The organism is Nocardia asteroides, from assembly GCF_900637185.1.
Taxonomy (GTDB): Bacteria; Actinomycetota; Actinomycetes; order Mycobacteriales; family Mycobacteriaceae; genus Nocardia; species Nocardia asteroides.
The window spans coordinates 1,443,809-1,463,602 of sequence record NZ_LR134352.1; the positions used below are offsets into that span (position 1 = coordinate 1,443,809).

General features: G+C 70.9%; 17 protein-coding genes. 10 read left to right on the plus strand and 7 right to left on the minus strand.

The genetic code is table 11. From position 1 onward, the window contains the following. Positions 1–31: 31 nt before the first annotated feature. Positions 32–472, minus strand: a complete 441-nt coding sequence (locus tag EL493_RS06945) for a DUF6069 family protein (RefSeq protein WP_019044885.1) — start codon at positions 470–472, stop codon at positions 32–34. A gap of 153 nt (positions 473–625) precedes the next feature. On the opposite strand from EL493_RS06945, the gene EL493_RS06950 reads away from it, so the two are divergent. The 3 genes from EL493_RS06950 (at position 626) to EL493_RS06960 (ending at position 3,004) form a co-directional block, all read left to right on the plus strand. Further along, positions 626–1,174: a hypothetical protein gene (locus EL493_RS06950; protein ID WP_022565865.1), complete on the plus strand. Its 549-nt coding sequence runs from the start codon at positions 626–628 to the stop codon at positions 1,172–1,174. Positions 1,175–1,236: 62 nt separating this feature from the next. Further along, positions 1,237–1,806, plus strand: a complete 570-nt coding sequence (locus tag EL493_RS06955; protein WP_081723028.1) for a copper chaperone PCu(A)C — start codon at positions 1,237–1,239, stop codon at positions 1,804–1,806. After that, positions 1,799–3,004: a Dyp-type peroxidase gene (locus tag EL493_RS06960; RefSeq protein WP_019044888.1), complete on the plus strand. Its 1,206-nt coding sequence runs from the start codon at positions 1,799–1,801 to the stop codon at positions 3,002–3,004. Before EL493_RS06955 ends, EL493_RS06960 begins: the two co-directional genes overlap by 8 nt. A gap of 35 nt (positions 3,005–3,039) precedes the next feature. Here the strand turns inward: EL493_RS06960 and EL493_RS06965 are convergent, their stop codons facing one another. Then, the gene (locus EL493_RS06965) at positions 3,040–4,455 is read right to left on the minus strand and encodes an HAD-IB family hydrolase (RefSeq protein WP_019044889.1); all 1,416 of its coding nucleotides are present in this window, start codon (positions 4,453–4,455) and stop codon (positions 3,040–3,042) included. Beyond that, complete coding sequence (locus EL493_RS06970) at positions 4,455–6,881, minus strand: glycerol-3-phosphate 1-O-acyltransferase (protein WP_019044890.1); 2,427 nt, start codon at positions 6,879–6,881, stop codon at positions 4,455–4,457. The genes EL493_RS06965 and EL493_RS06970 overlap by 1 nt, the downstream gene beginning before the upstream one ends. Positions 6,882–7,074: 193 nt before the next feature. Between EL493_RS06970 and EL493_RS06975 the strand changes: the two genes are divergently transcribed. Next, positions 7,075–8,361, plus strand: coding sequence for a salicylate synthase (locus EL493_RS06975; RefSeq protein ID WP_019044891.1), 1,287 nt, complete (start codon positions 7,075–7,077; stop codon positions 8,359–8,361). 63 nt (positions 8,362–8,424) lie between these two features. Here the strand turns inward: EL493_RS06975 and EL493_RS06980 are convergent, their stop codons facing one another. Next, positions 8,425–10,041: a (2,3-dihydroxybenzoyl)adenylate synthase gene (locus tag EL493_RS06980; protein ID WP_019044892.1), complete on the minus strand. Its 1,617-nt coding sequence runs from the start codon at positions 10,039–10,041 to the stop codon at positions 8,425–8,427. Between the two features lie 193 nt (positions 10,042–10,234). Between EL493_RS06980 and EL493_RS06985 the strand changes: the two genes are divergently transcribed. The 3 genes from EL493_RS06985 to EL493_RS06995 all read left to right on the plus strand — a co-directional run bounded on the left by EL493_RS06985 (position 10,235) and on the right by EL493_RS06995 (position 15,255). Further along, on the plus strand, positions 10,235–13,750 hold the full coding sequence (locus EL493_RS06985; protein ID WP_019044893.1) for a non-ribosomal peptide synthetase: 3,516 nt from the start codon (positions 10,235–10,237) through the stop codon (positions 13,748–13,750). A 76-nt stretch (positions 13,751–13,826) separates the two neighbouring features. Beyond that, positions 13,827–14,690, plus strand: coding sequence for an oxidoreductase (locus EL493_RS06990; protein WP_019044894.1), 864 nt, complete (start codon positions 13,827–13,829; stop codon positions 14,688–14,690). A 94-nt stretch (positions 14,691–14,784) separates the two neighbouring features. Further along, the gene (locus tag EL493_RS06995; RefSeq protein WP_019044895.1) at positions 14,785–15,255 is read left to right on the plus strand and encodes a carboxymuconolactone decarboxylase family protein; all 471 of its coding nucleotides are present in this window, start codon (positions 14,785–14,787) and stop codon (positions 15,253–15,255) included. 13 nt (positions 15,256–15,268) lie between these two features. On the opposite strand, the gene EL493_RS07000 is transcribed toward EL493_RS06995, so the two are convergent. Further along, positions 15,269–16,084: an NAD(P)H-binding protein gene (locus EL493_RS07000; protein WP_019044896.1), complete on the minus strand. Its 816-nt coding sequence runs from the start codon at positions 16,082–16,084 to the stop codon at positions 15,269–15,271. 313 nt (positions 16,085–16,397) lie between these two features. Here EL493_RS07000 and EL493_RS07005 point away from each other — a divergent pair, with 313 nt between their 5' ends. Continuing rightward, positions 16,398–17,489: a 3-deoxy-7-phosphoheptulonate synthase gene (locus EL493_RS07005; protein WP_030200587.1), complete on the plus strand. Its 1,092-nt coding sequence runs from the start codon at positions 16,398–16,400 to the stop codon at positions 17,487–17,489. A 47-nt stretch (positions 17,490–17,536) separates the two neighbouring features. Here the strand turns inward: EL493_RS07005 and EL493_RS07010 are convergent, their stop codons facing one another. After that, on the minus strand, positions 17,537–17,896 hold the full coding sequence (locus tag EL493_RS07010) for a nuclear transport factor 2 family protein (protein ID WP_030200583.1): 360 nt from the start codon (positions 17,894–17,896) through the stop codon (positions 17,537–17,539). Positions 17,897–17,983: 87 nt separating this feature from the next. Between EL493_RS07010 and EL493_RS07015 the strand changes: the two genes are divergently transcribed. Beyond that, entirely contained in the window at positions 17,984–18,760 is a 777-nt protein-coding gene (locus EL493_RS07015; RefSeq protein WP_030200582.1) for an MmyB family transcriptional regulator, read from the plus strand. Here EL493_RS07015 and EL493_RS07020 read toward each other — a convergent pair. Beyond that, entirely contained in the window at positions 18,754–19,371 is a 618-nt protein-coding gene (locus EL493_RS07020) for a LysE family translocator (RefSeq protein WP_030200580.1), read from the minus strand. The genes EL493_RS07015 and EL493_RS07020 overlap by 7 nt on opposite strands. Before the next feature lie 114 nt (positions 19,372–19,485). On the opposite strand from EL493_RS07020, the gene EL493_RS07025 reads away from it, so the two are divergent. Further along, on the plus strand, positions 19,486–19,740 hold the full coding sequence (locus EL493_RS07025) for an RpnC/YadD family protein (RefSeq protein WP_022565871.1): 255 nt from the start codon (positions 19,486–19,488) through the stop codon (positions 19,738–19,740). Positions 19,741–19,794 lie beyond the last annotated feature (54 nt).

Sequence of the window (19,794 nt, forward strand, 5' to 3'; positions counted from 1 at the left end):
TCTCCGGCGGGGTCCTTTTCGTTTGGGGCGATCAACGGGCGTTGATGCTCTTGCGCACGCCTTCCAGCGCGACGACGATCACCGGCACCAGCACCACGTGCATCACCGACAGCGCGATGGTGGAGGCGGTGTCGAAGTCGGCGTCCACCGTCAGCGCGATCGTCGCGATCGACAGTGCCGAGCCGACGACCGCGCCGACGCGCAGCACCCCCGACCACAGGTAGGACACCAGCACGGCGACGGTCAAGCCGATCAGCAGCGGCACCGTCGACATGAAGATCACCCCGCCGGGAGCGACGTCCATCACCTTGCCCGCGTCGGTGGTGACGAAGGACCCGCCCGCGGCCGCGCCGACACCCCAGACGATCAAGTTCGCCACGACGGCGACGACCACGCCGCCCAGGACGGCGACCGGCCGGTTCAGCGCGGGCAGCGAGCGGATGGTGGCCGGGGTGGCGGTGGTGGTGGTCATGATGTTCTCCCTCATTCGGTGGTGAGACCATCATCAAACCTGAACTATTATTTAGGTCAAGGGCTCGACTCGATCAATCTGCGCGAACCGGTTGAGACGCTGGTCACGCGCCCTGTGCCCCGTTGCTACGACAGTGGGTCGTAGCATGACGAGGTGCGTTCACCGACGGATCACACCGCGCGCCTACGCGGCGCCGCGGTGGGTGCCGCCTCCGGTGCGGTCGCCGTGCTCGCGCACGGTCTCGGTGGCGCGACCATGGTTCCCGACGGCGCCTCGCTGACATTGCTGTTCGCGGCCTGCGCCCTGGTCGGCGTGGTGGTCCCCACGCTGCCGCGCGGGCGCGGCGCGGCCTCGACCATGGCGGTGCTCGCCGTCGGACAGGGTGTCGGGCACACCGCGCTGTCGCTGGGGCACGCGCATCACCACCACTTCTCCGTCGTCATGCTGCTCGCCCACGTGGTGGCGATCCCGGCGGGCGCGCTCGCCATCCGGGGCGCCGAGGTCGGTGTGCGGCGGGCGATCACCAGTGTGCGCGGGTTGGTCATCGTGCTGGGCGGCCCGCCGAATCCCTCGGCGCCGCGGGCCGGGATGCCGCCCGCCGACGAACGTGCGATCGCACGTCAACTCCTGCTGCGTCCCGGTATCGGGCTGCGCGGACCGCCGCTCGCGGGCGTTACCGCACTTCACCCCGTACCGGCGTAGCCGCCGAATTCCGCCGTCCCGGTGGATCTTCCGTCGTGCCGGTCCGGGTTCACCCACACCCGATGATCGGAGTTCCCGTGTCCGCGTTCCCGCGTACCCCTTTGCGTTCCCCTCGCGCCGCCCGTCGTTTCGGCGCCGCGGCCGCCCTGTCCGTGCTCGCCGCGTTCGCCACCGCCTGTTCGGACGCCGAGCCCGCGCCCGCCGCGCCCACCGGTGACCGGGTCACCATGAGCGACCAGTGGATCAAGGCCGCCGATTCCGGCATGTCCGCCGCGTTCGGCACCCTGCGCAACACCGGCGACGAGCCGATGACGCTGGTCGCCGCGACCAGTCCCGCCTCGGATCGCGTCGAGATCCACGAGGTGGTGCCCGACAGCACCGGCGCCAAGACCATGCGCCCCAAGGCGGGTGGCATCACCATCCCCGCGCACGGCGAGGTGACCTTGAAGCCCGGCGCCGAGCACCTGATGTTCATGGATCTGAAGCAGCCGCTGCGCACCGGCGCGGAAACCGCGCTCACGCTGACCTTCGCCGACGGGTCGAGCACCGTCGTCACCGCGCAGGTCCGCGATTTCGCCGGTGGCAAGGAGAACTACGCGCCCGGCACCGAACATCCCGCGCACGGTGGCTGATCCGCGCGCCGGACTGTCGCGGCGCCGGTTGCTCGGCGGGACGGCCGCGGCCGCCGGTGTCGTCGGCGCGGCCGGAATCGGCTGGGGATCGGCGGGTCTGCGGAGCGAGACGGCGGAGCGGGATCCGGCGCTCGAGGTCGTCCCGTTCTACGGGCCGCACCAGGCCGGTATCGAGACGACGCCGCCCGGTCACGTCGCCTTCGCCGGTTTCGATCTGGCGCCGGGCGTCGGCCGGGACGACATCGTCGGCCTGCTGCGGATCTGGACCGACGACGCGGCCCGGCTCACCCAGGGTCTGCCCGCCCTGGCCGACACCGAGCCCGAGCTCGCGGCCAGACCCGCCCGCCTGACGGTGACGGTCGGGTTCGGCCCGGAGCTGTTCACCGCCGCCGGGCTGACCGCGCGCAAGCCGGCCTGGCTGCGGCAGCTGCCCGCGTTCCCCATCGACCGGCTCGACCCAGCCTACACCGGCGCGGACCTGGTGCTCCAGGTCTGCGCCGAGGAGGCGACCACGGTCGCGCACGCGGTCCGGGTGCTGTCCAAGCACGTGAAATCGCTGGTGACCGTGCGCTGGGTGCAGCGGGGATTCCGGGACGCACCGCGTGGCCAGACCATGCGCAATCTCATGGGCCAGGTCGACGGCACCGTCAACATCGCCCCGCGCACGGTCGATTTCGATCGGCTGGTGTGGGACGACGGCACGTCCGCGCCGTGGCTGGCCGGTGGTACGTCGCTGGTGCTGCGGCGCATCGCCATGGACCTCGACACCTGGGACGAGCTCGACGCCGACGGCCGCGAACTGACCGTCGGCCGCCGGATCGCCGACGGCGCCCCGCTCACCGGCACCGCCGAGCACGACGAACCCGACCTGGCCGCGGTCGACCGCAACGGGATCCCGGTGATCCCGCCGTCGTCGCACGTCGCCAGGGCCAGGCACACCCACGACGGGGAACGCTTCCTGCGCCGCGGGTTCAACTACGACGAGGCCCCCGCACCGGGACAGCTGTCGAATTCGGGACTGCTTTTCGTCGCCTACCAACGCGACATCGACACCCAGTTCCTGCCGGTCCAGGCACGACTGGCGGAATTCGACGCGCTGAACGAGTGGACGACCCCCGTCGGCTCGGCCGTCTTCGCCGTCCCGCCCGGCGTGCCCGGCCCCGGCCACTACCTCGGCCAACAGCTGTTCGAGGACTGAGCACGGGTCCGGCCGGGAGCGATGCCCGGCCGGACTCAGCTCGCGGGCCAGTCCAGCAGGGTGTCCTCGAACAGCCGCCGGACGCCTTCGACCTCGTCGTCCATGTCGGCGGGGTCCCAGCCGGAGACGTCGATCGGGGGCAGCACCGCCACGTCGACGACGCCGGAGCGCGCGATGGGGGAGTCGCGCCAGGCGATCTCGCCGGCGTTGCGGATGACCACCGGGATCACCGGCACACCCGCCTGGATGGCGATGTGGAAGGCGCCCTTCTTGAACGGCCCGACCCCCGGTGTGAACGACCGGGTGCCCTCCGGGGCCACCGCGATCGAGAGTCCGTCGCGCAGCGTCGAGACCACCGGCGCGAGCGCGGCTTTGGCGCGCGCGGTGTCGGTGCGGTCGATGAAGGTGACGCCGACGAACCGCATGAGCGGCCCGAACAGCGGGTTGGTCGCGAGTTCCTTCTTGCCGATGCCGGTGACCGCGCCGTCGAGGACCTTGGGCACGATGATCACGTCGAACTGGCTCTGGTGGTTGAACAGGAACACCGCGGGCCGGGGCGCGCGGGCGTGCTCGGCGCCGACCACCCGCAGGCGCACATCGAGCGCGGCCAGGGTGGCGGTGGTGGCGTCGTGCATGAGCGCGTCGGCCATCGCCTGCCGCCTGCCGGTGACCGACTTGCGCAGCACACCCACCAGCGCGCCGCCGAGCAGGGCGGCGAAACCGGCGACGGTGCGCAGGTAGTCGACCGGGCGCGGGGCGAGCCGGGGGCGGAAAGTCAGTGCGGGCCAGTGCCGTTCGGTGGCGACCGCAGCCAGCTCGGGGTCGGGATCGATGACGGTCGGGAGGTCGGCGAGGTCGAGCAGGGTGAGGTCGGTGATGCTGTCGGCGTAGACATAGCCGATCTCCACCTCGGCCGCGGCGGCGAATTCGACTACCGCCTCGGCCTTCTCGGCCCGCCACAGCGGTGCGCCGTCGGGCTGTCCGGTCAGCACGCCGTCGTCCACGGCCAGCTGAGTACACAGCACATGGTCGATACCGAGCCGCTCGGCGATGGGCTGCACCTGGAACCGGGTGAGCTCGCTGACCAGTACGAGGGTGTGTCCCGCCAGCTGGTGCGCGCGCACCAGCTGCCAGGCCTCCGGGAACAGCCTGCCGTAGATCTGTTGACGGAAAGCCTTGCGGCCCAGTTCTTCCAGTTCCGCCTCGGGCAGGTCGGCCCAGGTCCGCTCGACGGCTTGGAGGAAGCGCCCGAAGTCGCCGTCGGTGCCGCCGCGCCGGATGCCGCCGAGCAGAGCGGCCGTGCGGGCGTCGCCGCGCCGCAGTATCCGGCTCGGCAGGCCGCGCCGGGGCAGCCCGTCGACGACGGTGCCGCCCACGTCGAACACCGCGGCGACCCCCGGGCCCTGCGGACCTGTTCGGATGGCCGCCAGGGCGGCGGCGAGCCCGCCCATCAGATCGCCGTCCGGTTCGACGGGTCGAGGCTGGCCGCGCGGGCGATGCGCTCGCCGATATCGCGCAGCCCGTCGGCGAATTCCTGCCTGCGCGCGCTGAGTTCGTCCTCCGCGCCGGGCGTGGCGGGTGCGACCAGGCCATGATTGGCGGCCAGTTTCCAGGCGCTGGTGAACAATTCGGTGGAGACCGACTCGGGGCTATGCAGCCGCTGTTGCAGCAGCATCTGCTTGCCGACGGCCACGCACTCGTCGATGAACTCCTTGCGATCGATCTGCGCGTCCGCCGCACGGGCCGCCAGCCGCTCGGCGACGACCAGCTGCGCGTCGAAGAACGAGCGCAGCACGCGATGCGCCATCACGAAGCCGGAATCGGTGAGCGCGCCGAGGAATTGGCGGTCGAGCCGGTCGTCGGGAGTGTTCTCGTCCCACTCCGGCACGATCAGCCGCACCTCGTCGATGATCTGCTCGGCGAACTCCTGGCGCTCGGGGAAGAAGAACTCGAACTTGAGCATGTCGCGCAGGCCGAAGGCGGCCTTCCAGGCCGAGCGCAGCGGGTCGTCGCCGGGTTCCTCCACCGCCGTCAGCGCGGCCAGTTCGAGGATGGCGCGGTTGACGAACCAGTGCACCGCGCTGTTGCGATAGAAGGCCGCCTCCAGGTGCGCGCCCGCCTCGATCGCGTACACCGGTTCCAGCCCACCGCGATACACGGTGACCACCCCGGCCAGCGCCAGCTGCTCGAGCACCACCCGCAGGCCCTGTTCGTCGCGCAGGGTCGACAGTTCGCCGCTGGGCAGACCGCGCTGGGCGATGTAGCCGAGCACCGGATCCACCACCGTGCGCACCTGGCCCAGCGTGAGCGCCCGCTCCACCCCGAGCAGCGCCAGGGTGACCAGCGCGTTCACCGTGATCGGGGTGACCTCGTTGATGCCGACCGCCACGTCGAAGGCCAAGCGCTGCACGGCTTTGCGCTCGCTCTCGGCGAGTTCGGACTCGTCGGGCACGCTCGCGGCGCCGGTGCTGGTATCGCGCAGCGGGATGGTCGTCGGGCGCGGGTCGAGCGGGTCGCCGTGCGCGCCGAGCCGCTCGCGCGCCGACAGCGGCTCGCCGAAGCGCACATACACCCGTCCGGCCGAATGCTGCTGGCTGCGCACGTATCTGGCGAGCCAGCCGATGCCCTCCGGCTTCTTGGCGCCGCCGGATTGTTCACTGGCGATGGCGCCCAGCTCGTTGAGACGTTCGTAGGTGATCGAGACCGGCACCAGCATCACGTCCTCGACGCGCCGCGAACGGACCGCGGCGGCAAGGTAATTGAGCAGACCGTAGCGCGGTGGCCGCAGCTTGCCGGTGCGCGTGCGGCCGCCCTCGAAGTACCACTCCATATTGAAGCGCTTGGCCAGCAGGTAGGCGAAGTACTCCTCGACGACGGCCTTGTACACCTCGTCGTCGCCGAAACTGCGGCGGATGAACACCGTGCCGGTGCGCCGGGCGATCGGACCCATCGGCCAGAAGTTCAGGTTCGCGCCGCCGATCACGTGATTGGGCGGGAAGTCGTTGCGCGCCAGCACGTCACCGAGGACGAACGCGTCGACGTAGGAGCGGTGCGAGGGCAGGAACACCAGCGGGTACTTGCGGTTGAGTTTGCGCAGCCCGTCCAGGCCGGGCAGGTCGGTGTCGACCTTCCAGGTGGAGGCGTGCACCGGCCGCATGGCCTGGGTGAACAGGTCCGAGACCAGCCTGCTCTGCGCGGCGACCAGTTCGCGCAGCGCCTTCTCCGCGTTGCGGTAGATCTGGTCGGGATTGGCGCCCACCTCGTCGGCGATGTAGTCGAGTTTGCGCTGGAACTCGGGGGAGTCGAGGATCTCCTCGGCCACCAGCTGCGGCACCTTGTACCGGTCGCCGATGACGGTGCGCTCGGCCCGTTCCAGGGCGACGACGGCGGCGCGCACCACCGACCTGGCGAACGGATCGGCCGAGCCCGCCCGCAGCAGGGCGGCGGCCTCGGGATTGTTGGTGCGCAGTTCGCTGAGCCGGGCGGGCGCGCCGACCAGGACCCGGTGCCGGTCGGGGTCGGTGCGCAGCAGCCTGCGCTGGACCAGCCGGTTGGGTTTGCGCGGGTTGGTGAGCATGGCCAGGTCGGCGAAGGTCACCCGGCGGACGCCGTCGCGTTCCGGGGGCAGCCACAGCACCCGGACCGGCACCACGAGTGGGTCGTCGTGCCTGCCGACGAGGCGTTTGGTGATCGCCTTCGCGTCCAGGTCGAGCTGGGTCACCGGGGCGTCGGAGCCGATGTCGCGGGCCAGGCCGCCCTCGGCGATCCAGGTGCCGATGAGTTCGCGTTCGACGCCGGAGGTCGCGTCGACCAGGGCGACCACCGAGTCCGCCATGGGTCCCGTTCGCGGGCCGCGCCGCCCACCGATCTCGATCATCTCTCCATTCAAGCGGCAGATCCGCCTCGGCGCATCGAACTTCGACCACAGCGCCCGTGTCGTCAGGACATGGTGGTGCGGAATACCCAGCATCGAGGCTGGTCAATCCACGAGGTAATGCTAACCTAACCCGAGAAAGTTAGGTCAGCATTACCTTGGAGGATCGTTGTCGTCGACGGAACAGCCCGTGCGGGTGGAGTATGTGACCGATCCGGCGGCAGCGATGTCCCGCCTGGCAGCGGCCGACCGGTTCGGTGAGTACGTGATGTACGAGCAGCCCGGCGAATGGGTGTTCGCCGCGGATCCGCTGGGCAGCGTCGAGCTCGACGCGGGCGAACTGCGGGTGGTGTGGGGCGGCGAGACCACCGCCCGCGCGTGGACCGGCAGCCCCGCCCAGGTGGTGGACGCCGCGCTGGCCGAACTGCCACTGGATGGCCGCAATGCCTTCGGCTGGATCGGGTTCGAATTCTGCGCCTATTCGCTGCGGGCCACCAGCTATCTCAACCGGCTGACCTCGCTGGCCCACCTGATGATCCCGCGCATCGAGGTGCGCATCGACGCCTCCGGCGTGCGGATCAGTGGTGCGACCCCGGCCGAGGCCTGCGACATCCACGATCTGATCGCCGAGTCGCAGGGCACCGAACTGCCGGTCGCGCATCCGGTGGACGTGCGCCCCGATCCCACCGACTACCAGGGTCGCGTCGCCACCGCGGTCGCCGAGATCCATGCCGGTGACTACCAGAAGGTGATCCTGTCGCGGAAGGTCGACCTGCCCTTCGCGGTCGACGTGCCCGCCACCTATCGCCTCGGCCGGGCCAACAACACCCCGGCGCGCTCGTTCCTGCTGCGCCTGGGCGGGCTCGAGGCCGCGGGCTTCAGCCCCGAACTGGTGGCCTCGGTCGACGACGATCGCGTCGTCACCACCGAGCCGCTCGCGGGCACCAGGGCCTTCGGCCTCGGCGTCGAAGCCGACGACGCCGCCCGCGCCGACCTGCTCGCCGACCCCAAGGAGATCGTGGAGCACGCGATCTCGGTGCAGACCTCCTTCGCCGAGATCACCGCGGTCGCCACCCCCGGCACGCCCGCCGTCTCCGACTTCATGGCGGTGCGCGAGCGCGGCAGCGTGCAGCACCTGGCTTCCACCGTGCGCGGCACCCTGGCCCCCGACCGCACCAGCTGGGACGCGCTCGAGGTGCTGTTCCCGTCGGTGACCGCCTCCGGCATCCCCAAGCGTGAGGGCGTCGACTCGGTCTTCCGCAACGACCACGACCCGCGCGGCCTGTACTCCGGTGCGGTGGTGTGCGTTTCCCCCACCGGCGCACTCGAGGCGACCCTGGTCCTGCGCGCGATCTACCAGACCGGCGAGGGCGCGTGGCTGCGCGCGGGGGCCGGCGTGGTCGGCCAGTCCCGCCCGGAACGCGAGTTCGAGGAGACCTGCGAAAAGCTGGGCAGCGTAGCGCCTTACGTCGTCAAGGCCTGATTGCCGGCCGAACCAGAACGGCGGCCCACCGGTTTCGGTGGGCCGCCGTTTTCGTGGGCGGGGTCAGCCGTGGAGGGCGCGCAGGGCCTTCTTGTCGATCTTGCCGACGGCGGTGATCGGGAGGGAATCGGCTTGGCGGACAACGTCGGGCAGTTTGTAGGTGGCCAGGCCGCGTTCGGTGAGGAAGAGCTTGAGTTCGCCCAAACTGGGGAGTTCGCCGGTGACGACCAGGACCACGCAGGCCTTCTCGCCGAGGGCGGCGTCGGGCAGGCCGACGGCGGCGGCGTGGCGGACGGCGGGGTGGGCGAGCAGGTGTTCCTCGAGTTCGTCGCAGGAGATGTTCTCGCCGCCGCGGTTGATCACGTCTTTGATCCGGCCGCTCACCACCAGGTGCCCGCTGGGCAGCTGCCGCACCAGATCGCCGCTGCGGTAGAAGCCGTCGGGGGTGAAGGCGCGCGCGTTGTGTTCGGGCGCGCGGTAGTACCCGCGCAGGGTGTAGGGGCCGCGGGTGAGCAGTTCGCCCTCCTCGCCGGGCGCCACGTCCGCGCCCTCGGCGTCGACCACGCGCAGTTCGTCGGCGGGGGAGAGCGGGCGGCCCTGGGTGGTGCAGATCAGTTCGTCGTCATCGTCGAGGCGGGTGAAGTTGAGCAGGCCCTCGGCCATGCCGAACACCTGCTGCAGCCGGCAGTTCAGTGCCGGTTCCACGTCGCGGGCGTTGACCTCGGCCAGCCGGGCGCCGCCGACCTGGAGCAGCCGCAGCGAACTCAGATCCGCGTCCTCCCAGTCCACCGCCGCGCTCCAGAGCTGGGCCAGCGGCGGGACGAGCGCGGTGACGGTGACCTGGTGCCGCTCGATCGCGGCGAAGGCGGCCTCCGGGCTCGGATCGAGGGTGAACGCGATCGCGCCGCCGGTGGCGACGGTGCCGAGGATGCCGGGGCAGGCCAGCGGGAAGTTGTGCGCGGCGGGCAGCGCGGCCAGGTAGACGTCGTCGGCGGTGAGCGCGCAGACCTCGGCACTCGCGGTGGCGTTGTAGACGTAGTCGTCGTGGGTGCGGGCGATGAGCTTGGGCAGGCCGGTGGTGCCGCCGGAGACCAGCATCAGCGCGATCTCGGCCGGGTCGATCTCGGGCAGCGAAGCACCGTCGCGCGCGATCGAATCCAGCGCGGTGAAGGCGCCCGGGTCACCGGCGACCAGCACGTGGCGCAGCGAGGGCACCGCCGCCCGCACCGTCGCGGCGAGCTCGCGGTAGTCGAAATCGCCCAGGGTGTCGGGGATCAGGTAGGCCACCGCGCCGGACAGCGCGGCCAGGTGCTCGATCTCGGCACGGCGGTGGGCGGGCAGGGTGAGCACCGGGATGATGCCCGCGCGCAGCAGGCCGAACAGCGCGGTGGCGAAGACGGGGATGTTCGGCAGCTGCACGATCACCCGGTCGCCGGGGTTGATGCCGAGGGCGAGCAGGCCGTGCGCCATCCGGTCGGCGGCCGCGTCGAGTTCGGCGTAGGTCTGCGGACCGGTGCCGCCGAGGACGGCGGGGCGCTGCGGCTGGGTGCGGGCGGAGTCGCGCAGCAGGTCGCCGAGGGTGCGGCCGGTCCAGTAGCCCGCGGCGCGGTAGTCCCGCGCGGCCTCGTCGGGGAACGGGACGTAGCCCTCGCGGTGGCTTGCGGCCGATGTCGACGTCACGTCTGCCTCACTGTCTCGATGCGGCCGGCGCCGCGGTGTGCTCCGCCCTGGCGAGCCGGGAACGCGGTTCGGCGGTCCAGGCGACAGGGTAACCTTCCATAGGTTAGGCAACCCTATCTCAATGGAGTAGGCTGCCGCCGGGCAGTACCGAATCCGTTCGAACAGGGACGGCGAGCAAGGAGTGAATCGGCAGATGGACACAGCACCCGACGGCGTCGTGATCGACCGTGCCGAGATCCGTGCCGCGATCGCCCGCCACCTCGACCTCACTCCCGAGGAGGTGGCCGACGCCACCGACCTCATCCAGCTCGGCCTCGACTCGATCCGCACCATGAAGCTCGCCGGCGGCTGGCGCAAGCGCGGCATCGCGGTGAACTTCGCGCTGCTCGCGGCGCATCCGACCGTCGACGCGTGGTTCGCCCTGCTCAACGGCGGCGATCCGGAGAACCCGCCCGCCGAGCCGAGCGCGCCGGCCGCGCCCGCGGACGACAGCGATTCGCCCGCAACCGAATCCGTGATCGTCCCGGACGACGGCACCCCGTTCGCGCTGGCCCCGATGCAGCACGCCTACTGGATCGGCCGCTCCGACGGCCAGGAACTCGGCGGCGTCGCCGCGCACCTCTACGTCGAATTCGACGGCGCCGAGGTCGATCCCGAACGCCTGGAACGGGCCGTGGAGCAACTGCTCGCCCGTCATCCGATGCTGCGCACCCGGTTCCTGCCCGACGGCACCCAGCAGACCATGGACCGCCCCGGCCGCCCGGTGTACAGCGTCGCCGACCTGCGCGGCCTGCCCGTGGCGGAGGCGGAGCAGCGACTCGAGGAACTGCGCGCCGCGCGCACCCATCAGCGCATGGCGGTCCAGGACGGCCAGGTCATCGATATCGCGCTGTCCCGGTTGGCCGGTGGCCGCACCCGCCTGCACCTCGATGTCGACATGCTCGCCGCCGACGCGATGAGCTACCGCGTCCTCATCACCGACCTGGCCCGGCTCTACCACGGTGAGCAGCTGCCGCCGCAGGACTACACCTTCCGCCAGTACCTGGCCGAGCACCCCGCGGGCACCGGCGACGAGCACGCCCGCGACCGCGCCTGGTGGCAGGACCGCCTGGGCGAACTCCCCGGCTCGCCGGAACTGCCGCAGTCCCCGCACATCGCCGACCCCAGCCGGACCGTCCGCCTGCACCGCTGGCTGTCGCCGGAGGCCAAGGTGCAGGTGTTCGACGCCGCCCACGCGCGCGGCATCACCCCGGCCATGGCGCTGGCCTCGGTCTTCGCCGAGACCATCGGCGGCTGGTCGGCGCAGCGCCGGTTCCTGCTGAATCTGCCGCTGTTCCACCGTGAACCGGTGCACCCGCAGGTCGACGGCGTCGTCGGCGACTTCACCTCCTCGGTGCTGCTCGAAGTCGACGTCACCGAGCCCGCCACCGTCGCCGACCGGGCCCTGGCCCTGCAGCAGCGCCTGCACGAGGCGGGCGCGCACTCGGCGTACTCCGGCTTGGAGGTGCTGCGTGACCTGGGCCGGCACCGCGGCGAGCCGGTGCTGGCGCCCATCGTCTACACCAGTGCGCTGAACCTGGGCGAACTGTTCGCCGACACCGTCACCGAGACCTTCGGCGAGCCGGTCTGGATCATCTCGCAGGGCCCGCAGGTGCTGCTCGACGCGCAGATCACCGAGGTCCGCGGCGGCCTGCTGCTCAACTGGGACATCCGCGAATCGGCCTTCCCCGCCGGCATGGTCGAGACCATGTTCACCCGCTACATCGACGCCATCGAACGGCTCGGTCACGCGGGCTGGCAGGCCGAGGCGGGGGTGCGAATTCCCGTGGAGCAGGCCGCGACTCGGGCTCGGGTCAATGCCACGGCGGGTCCGGTCAGCGGTGGCCTGCTGCACACCGGCTTCTTCGCCAATGCCGCGACCAACCCGTCCGCACCCGCGGTGATCTGGGAGCCCGCCGGGCAGCTGACCTACGGCGAGCTGGCCGCCGACGCGCTGGCCGTCGCGGGCGCGCTGCGCGAAGCCGGTGTGGCGCCGGGTGATTCGGTCGCGGTGCAGCTGCCCAAGGGGCCGGATCAGGTCGTCGCGGTGCTCGGTGTGCTGGCGGCGGGCGCGGTGTACGTGCCGATCGGCTTCGACCAGCCCGCCGCCCGCCGCGCGGAGATCCTGCGCACCGCCGACGCGGTCGCGGTGCTCACCGTCGGCGGCGCGCAGATCCCCGACGCGCGCGCGATCGATCTGGCCGAGGCCCGCCAGCACGCGGAACCGTTGGCACGCCCCGTCTTCGGCGATCCGGAGAACATCGCCTACGTGCTGTTCACCTCCGGCTCCACCGGCAAGCCCAAGGGCGTCGAGGTCCCGCATCGCGCCGCGATGAACACCATCGACGACCTGAACGAGCGCTTCGGACTCGGCGCGGGCGATCGCGCGCTGGCCCTGTCGGCGCTGGAGTTCGACCTCTCCGTCTACGACATCTTCGGCCTGCTCGCGGTGGGCGGCGCGGTCGTCGCCGTGGACGACACCCAGCGCGCCGACCCCGCCCGGTGGGTGGAACTGATCCGCCGCCACCGGGTTTCGATGCTCAACTGCGTGCCGAGCCTGCTCGACATGCTGCTCACCGCGACCGCGGGGGAGACGCTGCCGTCGCTGCGCACGGTGATCCTCGGCGGCGACTGGGTCGACGTGGCCCTGCCCGCGCGCCTGGCCGCGGTGGCGCCGGAGTGCCGCTTCGCCGGCCTCGGCGGCGCCACCGAGACCGCGATCCACTCGACCATCTGCGAGGTCGTCGGCGGACAGGTTCCGGCCGAGTGGGGCGCGGTGCCCTACGGCACCCCGCTGCGCAATGTGCAGTGCCGGGTCGTCGGCCCGGCGGGCAACGACTGCCCGGACTGGGTCACCGGTGAGCTGTGGATCGGTGGGGACGGCGTGGCCGCGGGCTATCGCGCCGATCCCGAGCGCACCGCCGACCGGTTCGTCACCCACGAGGGTCTGCGCTGGTACCGCACCGGCGACCTGGCCCGCTACCTGCCCGACGGCGGCCTGGAATTCCTCGGCCGCGCCGATCACCAGGTGAAGATCCGCGGCTACCGCGTCGAACTCGGTGAGGTGGAGAGCGCCCTGCGCGCGGTGCCCGGCATCCGGCACGCGGTCGCCGCGGTGGTCGGCACCGCCGCGCCGAAGCTCGTCGCCGCGATCGTCGCCACCCCGGGCACCGCCCTCGACCCCGACGCCGTGCTGACCGCCACCGGCGAGCTGGTGCCCGCCTACATGGTGCCGACCCGGCTCGAGCTGCTCGCCGAACTCCCGCTCACCTCGAACGCCAAGCCGGACCGCAAGGCGGTGCGCGCCGTGCTCGAGCGCGGCGAGACCGCGACGGAGTTCGTCGCGCCGCGGACCGACCTGGAACGCGCGCTCGCCGCGGTCGTCGGCGAGGTGCTGGGAGTCGAGCGGATCGGCGTCACCGACGACTTCTTCGCCCTCGGCGGCGACTCGGTGCTGGCCACCACCGCCGTGGCCCGCGTCCGCGAATGGCTCGACGCGCCCGACACGGTGGTGGCCGACCTGTTCACCGCCCGCGGCGTCGCCGGGCTGGCCGCGCGGATGCTGGAGCGGGAGACCGCGGCCGGCGCCACGGGCAGGCTCGACGCGGTCGCCGCGATGTACCTCGAGGTCGCGGCGATGACCGACGAGGAGATCCTGGCCCAGTCCTGATGTCCGGAGCCGGTGCGAACCACGCACCGGCTCTTGTCGATTCGCGATTTTCCCAGGTCGACGTAGAATTTCGCCGGTGAGCAAGTGGACTACCGCTAACCTGCCCGACCAGACCGGCCGCACCATCGTCGTCACCGGAGCCAACAGTGGCTTAGGCGCCGCCACCACGCGCGCGCTCGCCGCCGCGGGCGCCCAGGTGATCCTGGCCTGCCGAGATACCGGCAAGGCGGAGCGGGTCGCGGCGAGTCTGCCGGGCGAGACCGAGGTCCGCGAGCTCGACCTGGCCAACCTGAACTCGGTCCGTGCCTTCGCCGACTCGCTCGACCGCGTCGACGTGCTGATCAACAACGCGGGCGTGATGGCGCTGCCCCTGCGCCGCACCGCCGACGGCTTCGAGATGCAGTTCGGCACCAACCACCTGGGCCATTTCGCCCTCACCAACCTGCTGCTCGACCGGATCACCGACCGCGTCGTCACCGTCTCCAGCGGCGCGCACCGGGTCGGCCGGATCGACCTGGACGACCCCAACTGGGAGCGCCGCCGCTACGACCGCTGGCTGGCCTACGGCCAGTCCAAGCTGGCCAATCTGATGTTCGCCTACGAGCTGCAGCGCAGGCTGGCCGGTGAGGGTTCCGCGGTGGTCTCGGTGGCCGCGCACCCCGGCTACGCCGCCACCGAACTGATGTCGCACACCGAGTCCGTCCAGGACGCGATCATGTGGCTGGGCAACCGGACGCTGGCCCAGAGCGCCGCGCAGGGCGCGCTGCCGACCCTGTTCGCGGCCACCGCCGACATCGTGCCCGGCGCCTTCTACGGCCCCGACGGCCTGCTCGGCCTGCGCGGGTACCCGGCCCGCTGCGGCAGCAATGCCGCGTCCAAGGACCGCGCCGTCGCGGCCGAGCTGTGGGAGCTGTCCGAGAAGCTCTGCGGCCTGATCTGAAACCGGGTGACCGGCATCACATTCGGTGATGTCACACGCGCGGTGGCTCCGTCGTCCTCTCTGTAGAACCCCACGGAACGACGAAGGAGCCATCATGGAACCGCGCTTCAACCTCTTCGGCAACCCGGTCGCCGCCAGCTTCGCCAAGCGACTCACCATGGCGAGCAAGGTGATCGACGACTCCACGCTGGACAAGGCCACCTACGAGCTGGTGAAGCTGCGCGCCTCGCAGATCAACGGCTGCAGCTACTGCACCGACATGCACTTCAAGGACGCCGTACACGCGGGCGAGTCGGCGACCCGGCTGAACCTGGTCGCCGCCTGGCGCGAGGCCACCGTCTTCACCGAGGCCGAGCGGGCCGCCCTCGCCCTGACCGAGGAGGCGACCCGCGTCGCCGACGGCGGCCACGTCACCGACGGGACCTGGGAGCACGTGCGCAAGCACTTCGACGACGACCAGACCGCCGCCCTGATCGCCGCCATCGCGATGATCAACGCGTGGAACCGGATGAACGCCATCGCCCGGACCCCCGCGGGCGACTACGTCCCCGGCCAGTGGGGCTGACCCGCCCCGGCTCCTAGGCCCGGGCGAACCGGTGTCCGTGTTCGGCCGCCCACTGCGCGAAGGTGCGCGCCGGGCGGCCGAGCACGTGCTCGACCGTCGGATCCACCGTGTACGACTCCGGCTTCGCCTCCGCGTACCAGCCGATCACATAGTCGGCGTCGGCCCGCGAGACGCCCGTGGCCAGCAGCCGGTCGACGGCCTGCTGGTGGGTGATCCGGGCGAACTCGATCGGCGTGCCCGCCGCCTCGGCCAGGATCGCGATGCGCTCGGTGACGGTGAGCGGCGCCGGCCCGGTCAGGTTGTAGGCGCGGCCCTGATGGCCCTCCTCGAGCAGCGCCACCGCCGCCACCGCGCCGATATCGGCCTCGTGGACCACCGCGCTCGGGTGGTCGTAGGGCTCGCGGACCACGCCGTCGGCCAGGATCGTCTCCCGCCAGGTGAGCGCGTTCGACATGAACTCCTGCGGCTCCAGCCGCGTCCACTCCACACCGGACTCGGCCACGGCCCGTTCCACCGGCCCGACGCCGCCGCCCCAGACCACGGTGATGCGGCGCACGCCCGCGTCGACGGCCCGGCTGATCAGCTCCTGACCCACGTCGGCCAGGCCCGCGGTGACCGTCACGTGCAGCCGGTCGACACCGTGCCAGGCGTCGTCGAGCGTCGCGGGCGCGGTGTGGGTGCCGGTGACCAGCTCCACCTCCGGGCCGAACAGGATGCGCGCGGCATCGGGATCGCGCGTGAGCGCCTTGACCTTCTCCCCGCGGTCGACGAGTTCGCGGACCACCTGGCGGCCGGTGTTGCCGGTCGCGCCCGTAACCAGTGTTGTCACAGTCGATTTCCTTTCCTCGACTACCGACGCTAAAAGCTCTAGCTAACTCGAGGTCAAGGGTTTCGACGGAATCGTGCCGACCGCCGGAGTGTGATGGTCCGCACTCCGGGCAACCATGCCCGGCCGGGCGACGTTTCACCGGTGGTACAGTCCACGGCATGCAGCGCGCATATTTCTGGTTTAGCGAGCCGGCCCTGGGTGGGCCGGTCTGCGACCCTGCGCGCTGACCTCTTCCACCCCGAGCCGGACACTGACCGGCTCGACGGGTTCGCGAAAGTCCGTGGGTCGGCCTCGAAGAATAGGAAACCCACACATGACCACCGCAGCCGATGTCGACTCGCGGCATTCCGATCTCGATGACCAGCGCACTCTCAGCGTGAGCCCCCTGCGCTCGCCCGCCGAGGTGCGCCTGGTCCACCCCATCACCGACGAGCTCGCCGACACCGTGCGCGCGGGCCGCAAGGCCACCGTCGACGTGCTCAACGGCGACGACGACCGCCTCATGGTGATCGTCGGCCCGTGCTCGGTGCACGATCCGGCCGCCGCGCTGGACTACGCCCGCAAGCTGGCCGACAAGGCCGCCGAGCTGAGCGACCGGCTGCACGTGGTGATGCGGGTGTACTTCGAGAAGCCGCGCACCACGCTGGGCTGGAAGGGCCTGATCAACGACCCGCACCTGGACGGCTCGTTCGACGTCAACACCGGGCTCGGCATCGGCCGCAAGGTCCTCGTCGACATCACCGCGCTCGGCCTGCCGGTGGCCTGCGAGTTCCTCGACCCGATCACCCCGCAGTACATCGCCGACCTGGTCTCCTACGGCGCGATCGGCGCCCGCACCGCCGCCAGCCAGGTGCACCGCCAGCTGTCCTCGGCGCTGTCCATGCCGGTCGGCATCAAGAACGGTACCGACGGTGACGTGCAGGTCGCGGTCGACGGCGTGCGCGCCGCGGCGGCCAGCCACGTCTTCCCCGGCACCGACCTCGACGGTCGCTCCGCGCTGATCCGCACCTCGGGCAACCCCGACTGCCACGTCATCCTGCGCGGCGGCAGCAACGGCACCAACTACGACGCCGCCTCGGTCGCCGAGGCCAAGCTGCGGCTGGAGAAGTCCTCGCTCGCGCAGCGCGTGGTGGTCGACGCCAGCCACGGCAACAGCAACAAGGACCACAACCGCCAGGTCGACGTCGTCACCGACATCGCCGACCGTCTCGCCGCGGGCGAGCAGGGCGTGGTCGGCGTGATGCTGGAGTCCTTCCTGGTCGCCGGCCGTCAGGACCTGACCCTCGGCAAGGCCGCCGACCTCACCTACGGCCAGTCCATCACCGACGCATGCATCGACTGGACCACCACCGCCGCCCAGCTCGACCGCCTCGCCGCCGCCGTCGAAACCCGCCGCAAGGCCTGACCCCCATCGAAGGACGCCCCTCTCCCGGGGGGCGTCCTTCGGCTTTCTCAGAACATGCCGTTCGGGATCCGGTCGGGCGCGGGCACCGGCTGGACGACGTCCCAGTGCTCCACGATCAAGCCGTCCGCGAGTCGCCAGATGTCGACGACAGCGCTGCTCGTGGTGGCGCCGCGCGGGGTCATCGCGTAGTGCACCACCACTAGATCGTCGTCGGCGACGACGCGGTGGAGTTCCAGCGCTGCCCCGGCGACGGGCGCGTTGCCGATGTGTTCGATGAATGCGTCTCGCCCGCTGGGGTTTCCGGGACTGTGTTCGACGAAGTCCTCGTGCAGCAGGGTGCGGAGTACCTCGATGTCGCCCGCCGCGAAGCGCCGGAAGCCGTCGATGACGAGTTGTCTGTTGTCCATGGGCCGACTGTCGCCGACGCGGTGCCGCCTCGTCGATGACGTGCCTGGTAATGGCGGTGCGGCCGGGTGTGGGCGCAGACTCGGGGGATGACGCACGATCGTCCGGTGGGTGAGTTGCTGCGGGAGTGGCGGCGGCGCAGGCAGGTGAGTCAGCTCGACCTGGCGATCCAGGCCGAGGTGTCGGCACGCCACATCAGTTTCGTCGAGACCGGGCGCGCGGTGCCGAGCATCGCCATGGTGCTGCATCTGGCCGACGTTCTCGAAGTGCCACCGCGCGAACGCAATCGACTGCTGGTCGCCGCCGGGCACGCGCCCGTTCTGCGCGAGTCGCCTATGGATGAGTCGGATTCGGTACGGGCGCGGGAAACAGTCCAGCAGGTACTGCTCGCACACGAGCCCTATCCCGCGCTGGCAGTGGACCGGCACTGGAATCTGGTACTGGCCAACAGCGCTGTCGCGATGTTCCTGGAAGGTGCTGCCGCGGAACTGCTACGGCCGCCGATCAACATGATGCGAGTGGGTCTGCGTCCCGACGGTCTCGCGCCCAGACTGCGTAACCTGGACCAGGTGCGGTCCTACCTGCTGTCGCGGTTGGCGCATCAGGCCGCGCGCAGTGGGGATCTGTTCCTGCACGAGCTATACGAAGAACTGGTGGTGTTCGGCCCCGAGCCGGGTCCGCCCGATCCGTCCGAGGCGGCGCTGCGGATCTTGCTCGACTATCAGGGGACCGAACTCTGCCTGGTCAACACGGTCGCCACCTTCGGGGCGGCCTTCGATACCGCGCTGGACGAGCTCGCGGTCGAGACATATCTCCCCGCCGATCTATCGACCCGTCGATACTTCGGCGCACGGTCCGGCTACTGATTCTGGACTGCCAGGCGTCCGGCGAGGGCGACGAAGGTGGCGCCGAAGGCGCGGCGCATCCAGGTGACGACCGGTGGGCGGGACAGGATCTGCTTGCGGACCGCGGCCGCGGCGGCGCCGTAGAGAGCGAACATCACGAAGGTCGCCAGCATGAAGACGCCGCTCAGTTCGAGCATGTGCGCCAAGGCATTCGGTGCGCCGGCGGGCACGAACTGCGGCAGGAACGCGAAGAAGAAGATCGTCAGCTTCGGATTCAGGATATTGAGCAGCACCGCCGAGGTGATCACCTGCCGCACCGACGGCGCGGGTCCCGACTCGAGCTCGGGAATCGCCAGAGCGCCTTTGTCGCGCAGGGTATTCCACGCCATGTACAGCAGATACGCCACGCCGAGATACTTCAACGTCTGAAACGCCACCGCACTCGCGTTCAGCACTGCCGCCAGTCCCGTCACCGCCGCCACCACCTGCGGCACGATCCCCAGCGTGCACCCGAACGCCGCCACCACACTCGCCCGCACCCCACGAGCCAACCCCGCCGCGAGCGTGAACAACACCCCCGTCCCCGGCGTAGCGACGACAACGAGTGTGGTCAAGGCGAACTCGATACTCATCCCCCGCACAGTAACCACCACCGCCACCTCGGAAAACCCCCTTTTGCCCGGGCGTATGGTGTGCCGGTGACTGGGCGCCGAGACAACCCACACGACAGCTTCTTTCGCGGCATCATGAGCGAACCGGAGGCCCTGGTGACGACTGCTGATCGGCTTCGTGCCGAGGGTGAGTTGCGTGGACGTGCCGAGGGCGAGGCCCGTGGTGAGGTTCGGGGCGTGGTCAAGACGTTGCTGAATCAGCTTCGGTTGAAGTTCGGTGTCGTTCCTGAGGATGTGGTCGAGACTGTTCGGGTGGCTGATCCCGACGATCTGAATCGGTGGGCCGGGCAGATTCTGACCGCGGACACGATCGAGGAAACGCTGCGCTGAGCGGGGTCCGCCAGGCGGGTTTCCGGGGTGGGTTCCGGGTCGGCAGACTGGTGG

Coding starts and splice junctions, on each gene's coding strand:
- EL493_RS06945 (WP_019044885.1), bottom strand. CDS start 472: ATGACCACCACCACCGCCACCCCGGCCACCATCCGCTCGCTGCCCGCG.
- EL493_RS06955 (WP_081723028.1), top strand. CDS start 1,237: ATGATCGGAGTTCCCGTGTCCGCGTTCCCGCGTACCCCTTTGCGTTCC.
- EL493_RS06965 (WP_019044889.1), bottom strand. CDS start 4,455: ATGGGCGGGCTCGCCGCCGCCCTGGCGGCCATCCGAACAGGTCCGCAG.
- EL493_RS06970 (WP_019044890.1), bottom strand. CDS start 6,881: ATGATCGAGATCGGTGGGCGGCGCGGCCCGCGAACGGGACCCATGGCG.
- EL493_RS06985 (WP_019044893.1), top strand. CDS start 10,235: ATGGACACAGCACCCGACGGCGTCGTGATCGACCGTGCCGAGATCCGT.
- EL493_RS06995 (WP_019044895.1), top strand. CDS start 14,785: ATGGAACCGCGCTTCAACCTCTTCGGCAACCCGGTCGCCGCCAGCTTC.
- EL493_RS07005 (WP_030200587.1), top strand. CDS start 16,398: ATGACCACCGCAGCCGATGTCGACTCGCGGCATTCCGATCTCGATGAC.
- EL493_RS07010 (WP_030200583.1), bottom strand. CDS start 17,896: ATGGACAACAGACAACTCGTCATCGACGGCTTCCGGCGCTTCGCGGCG.
- EL493_RS07015 (WP_030200582.1), top strand. CDS start 17,984: ATGACGCACGATCGTCCGGTGGGTGAGTTGCTGCGGGAGTGGCGGCGG.
- EL493_RS07020 (WP_030200580.1), bottom strand. CDS start 19,371: ATGAGTATCGAGTTCGCCTTGACCACACTCGTTGTCGTCGCTACGCCG.
- EL493_RS07025 (WP_022565871.1), top strand. CDS start 19,486: ATGAGCGAACCGGAGGCCCTGGTGACGACTGCTGATCGGCTTCGTGCC.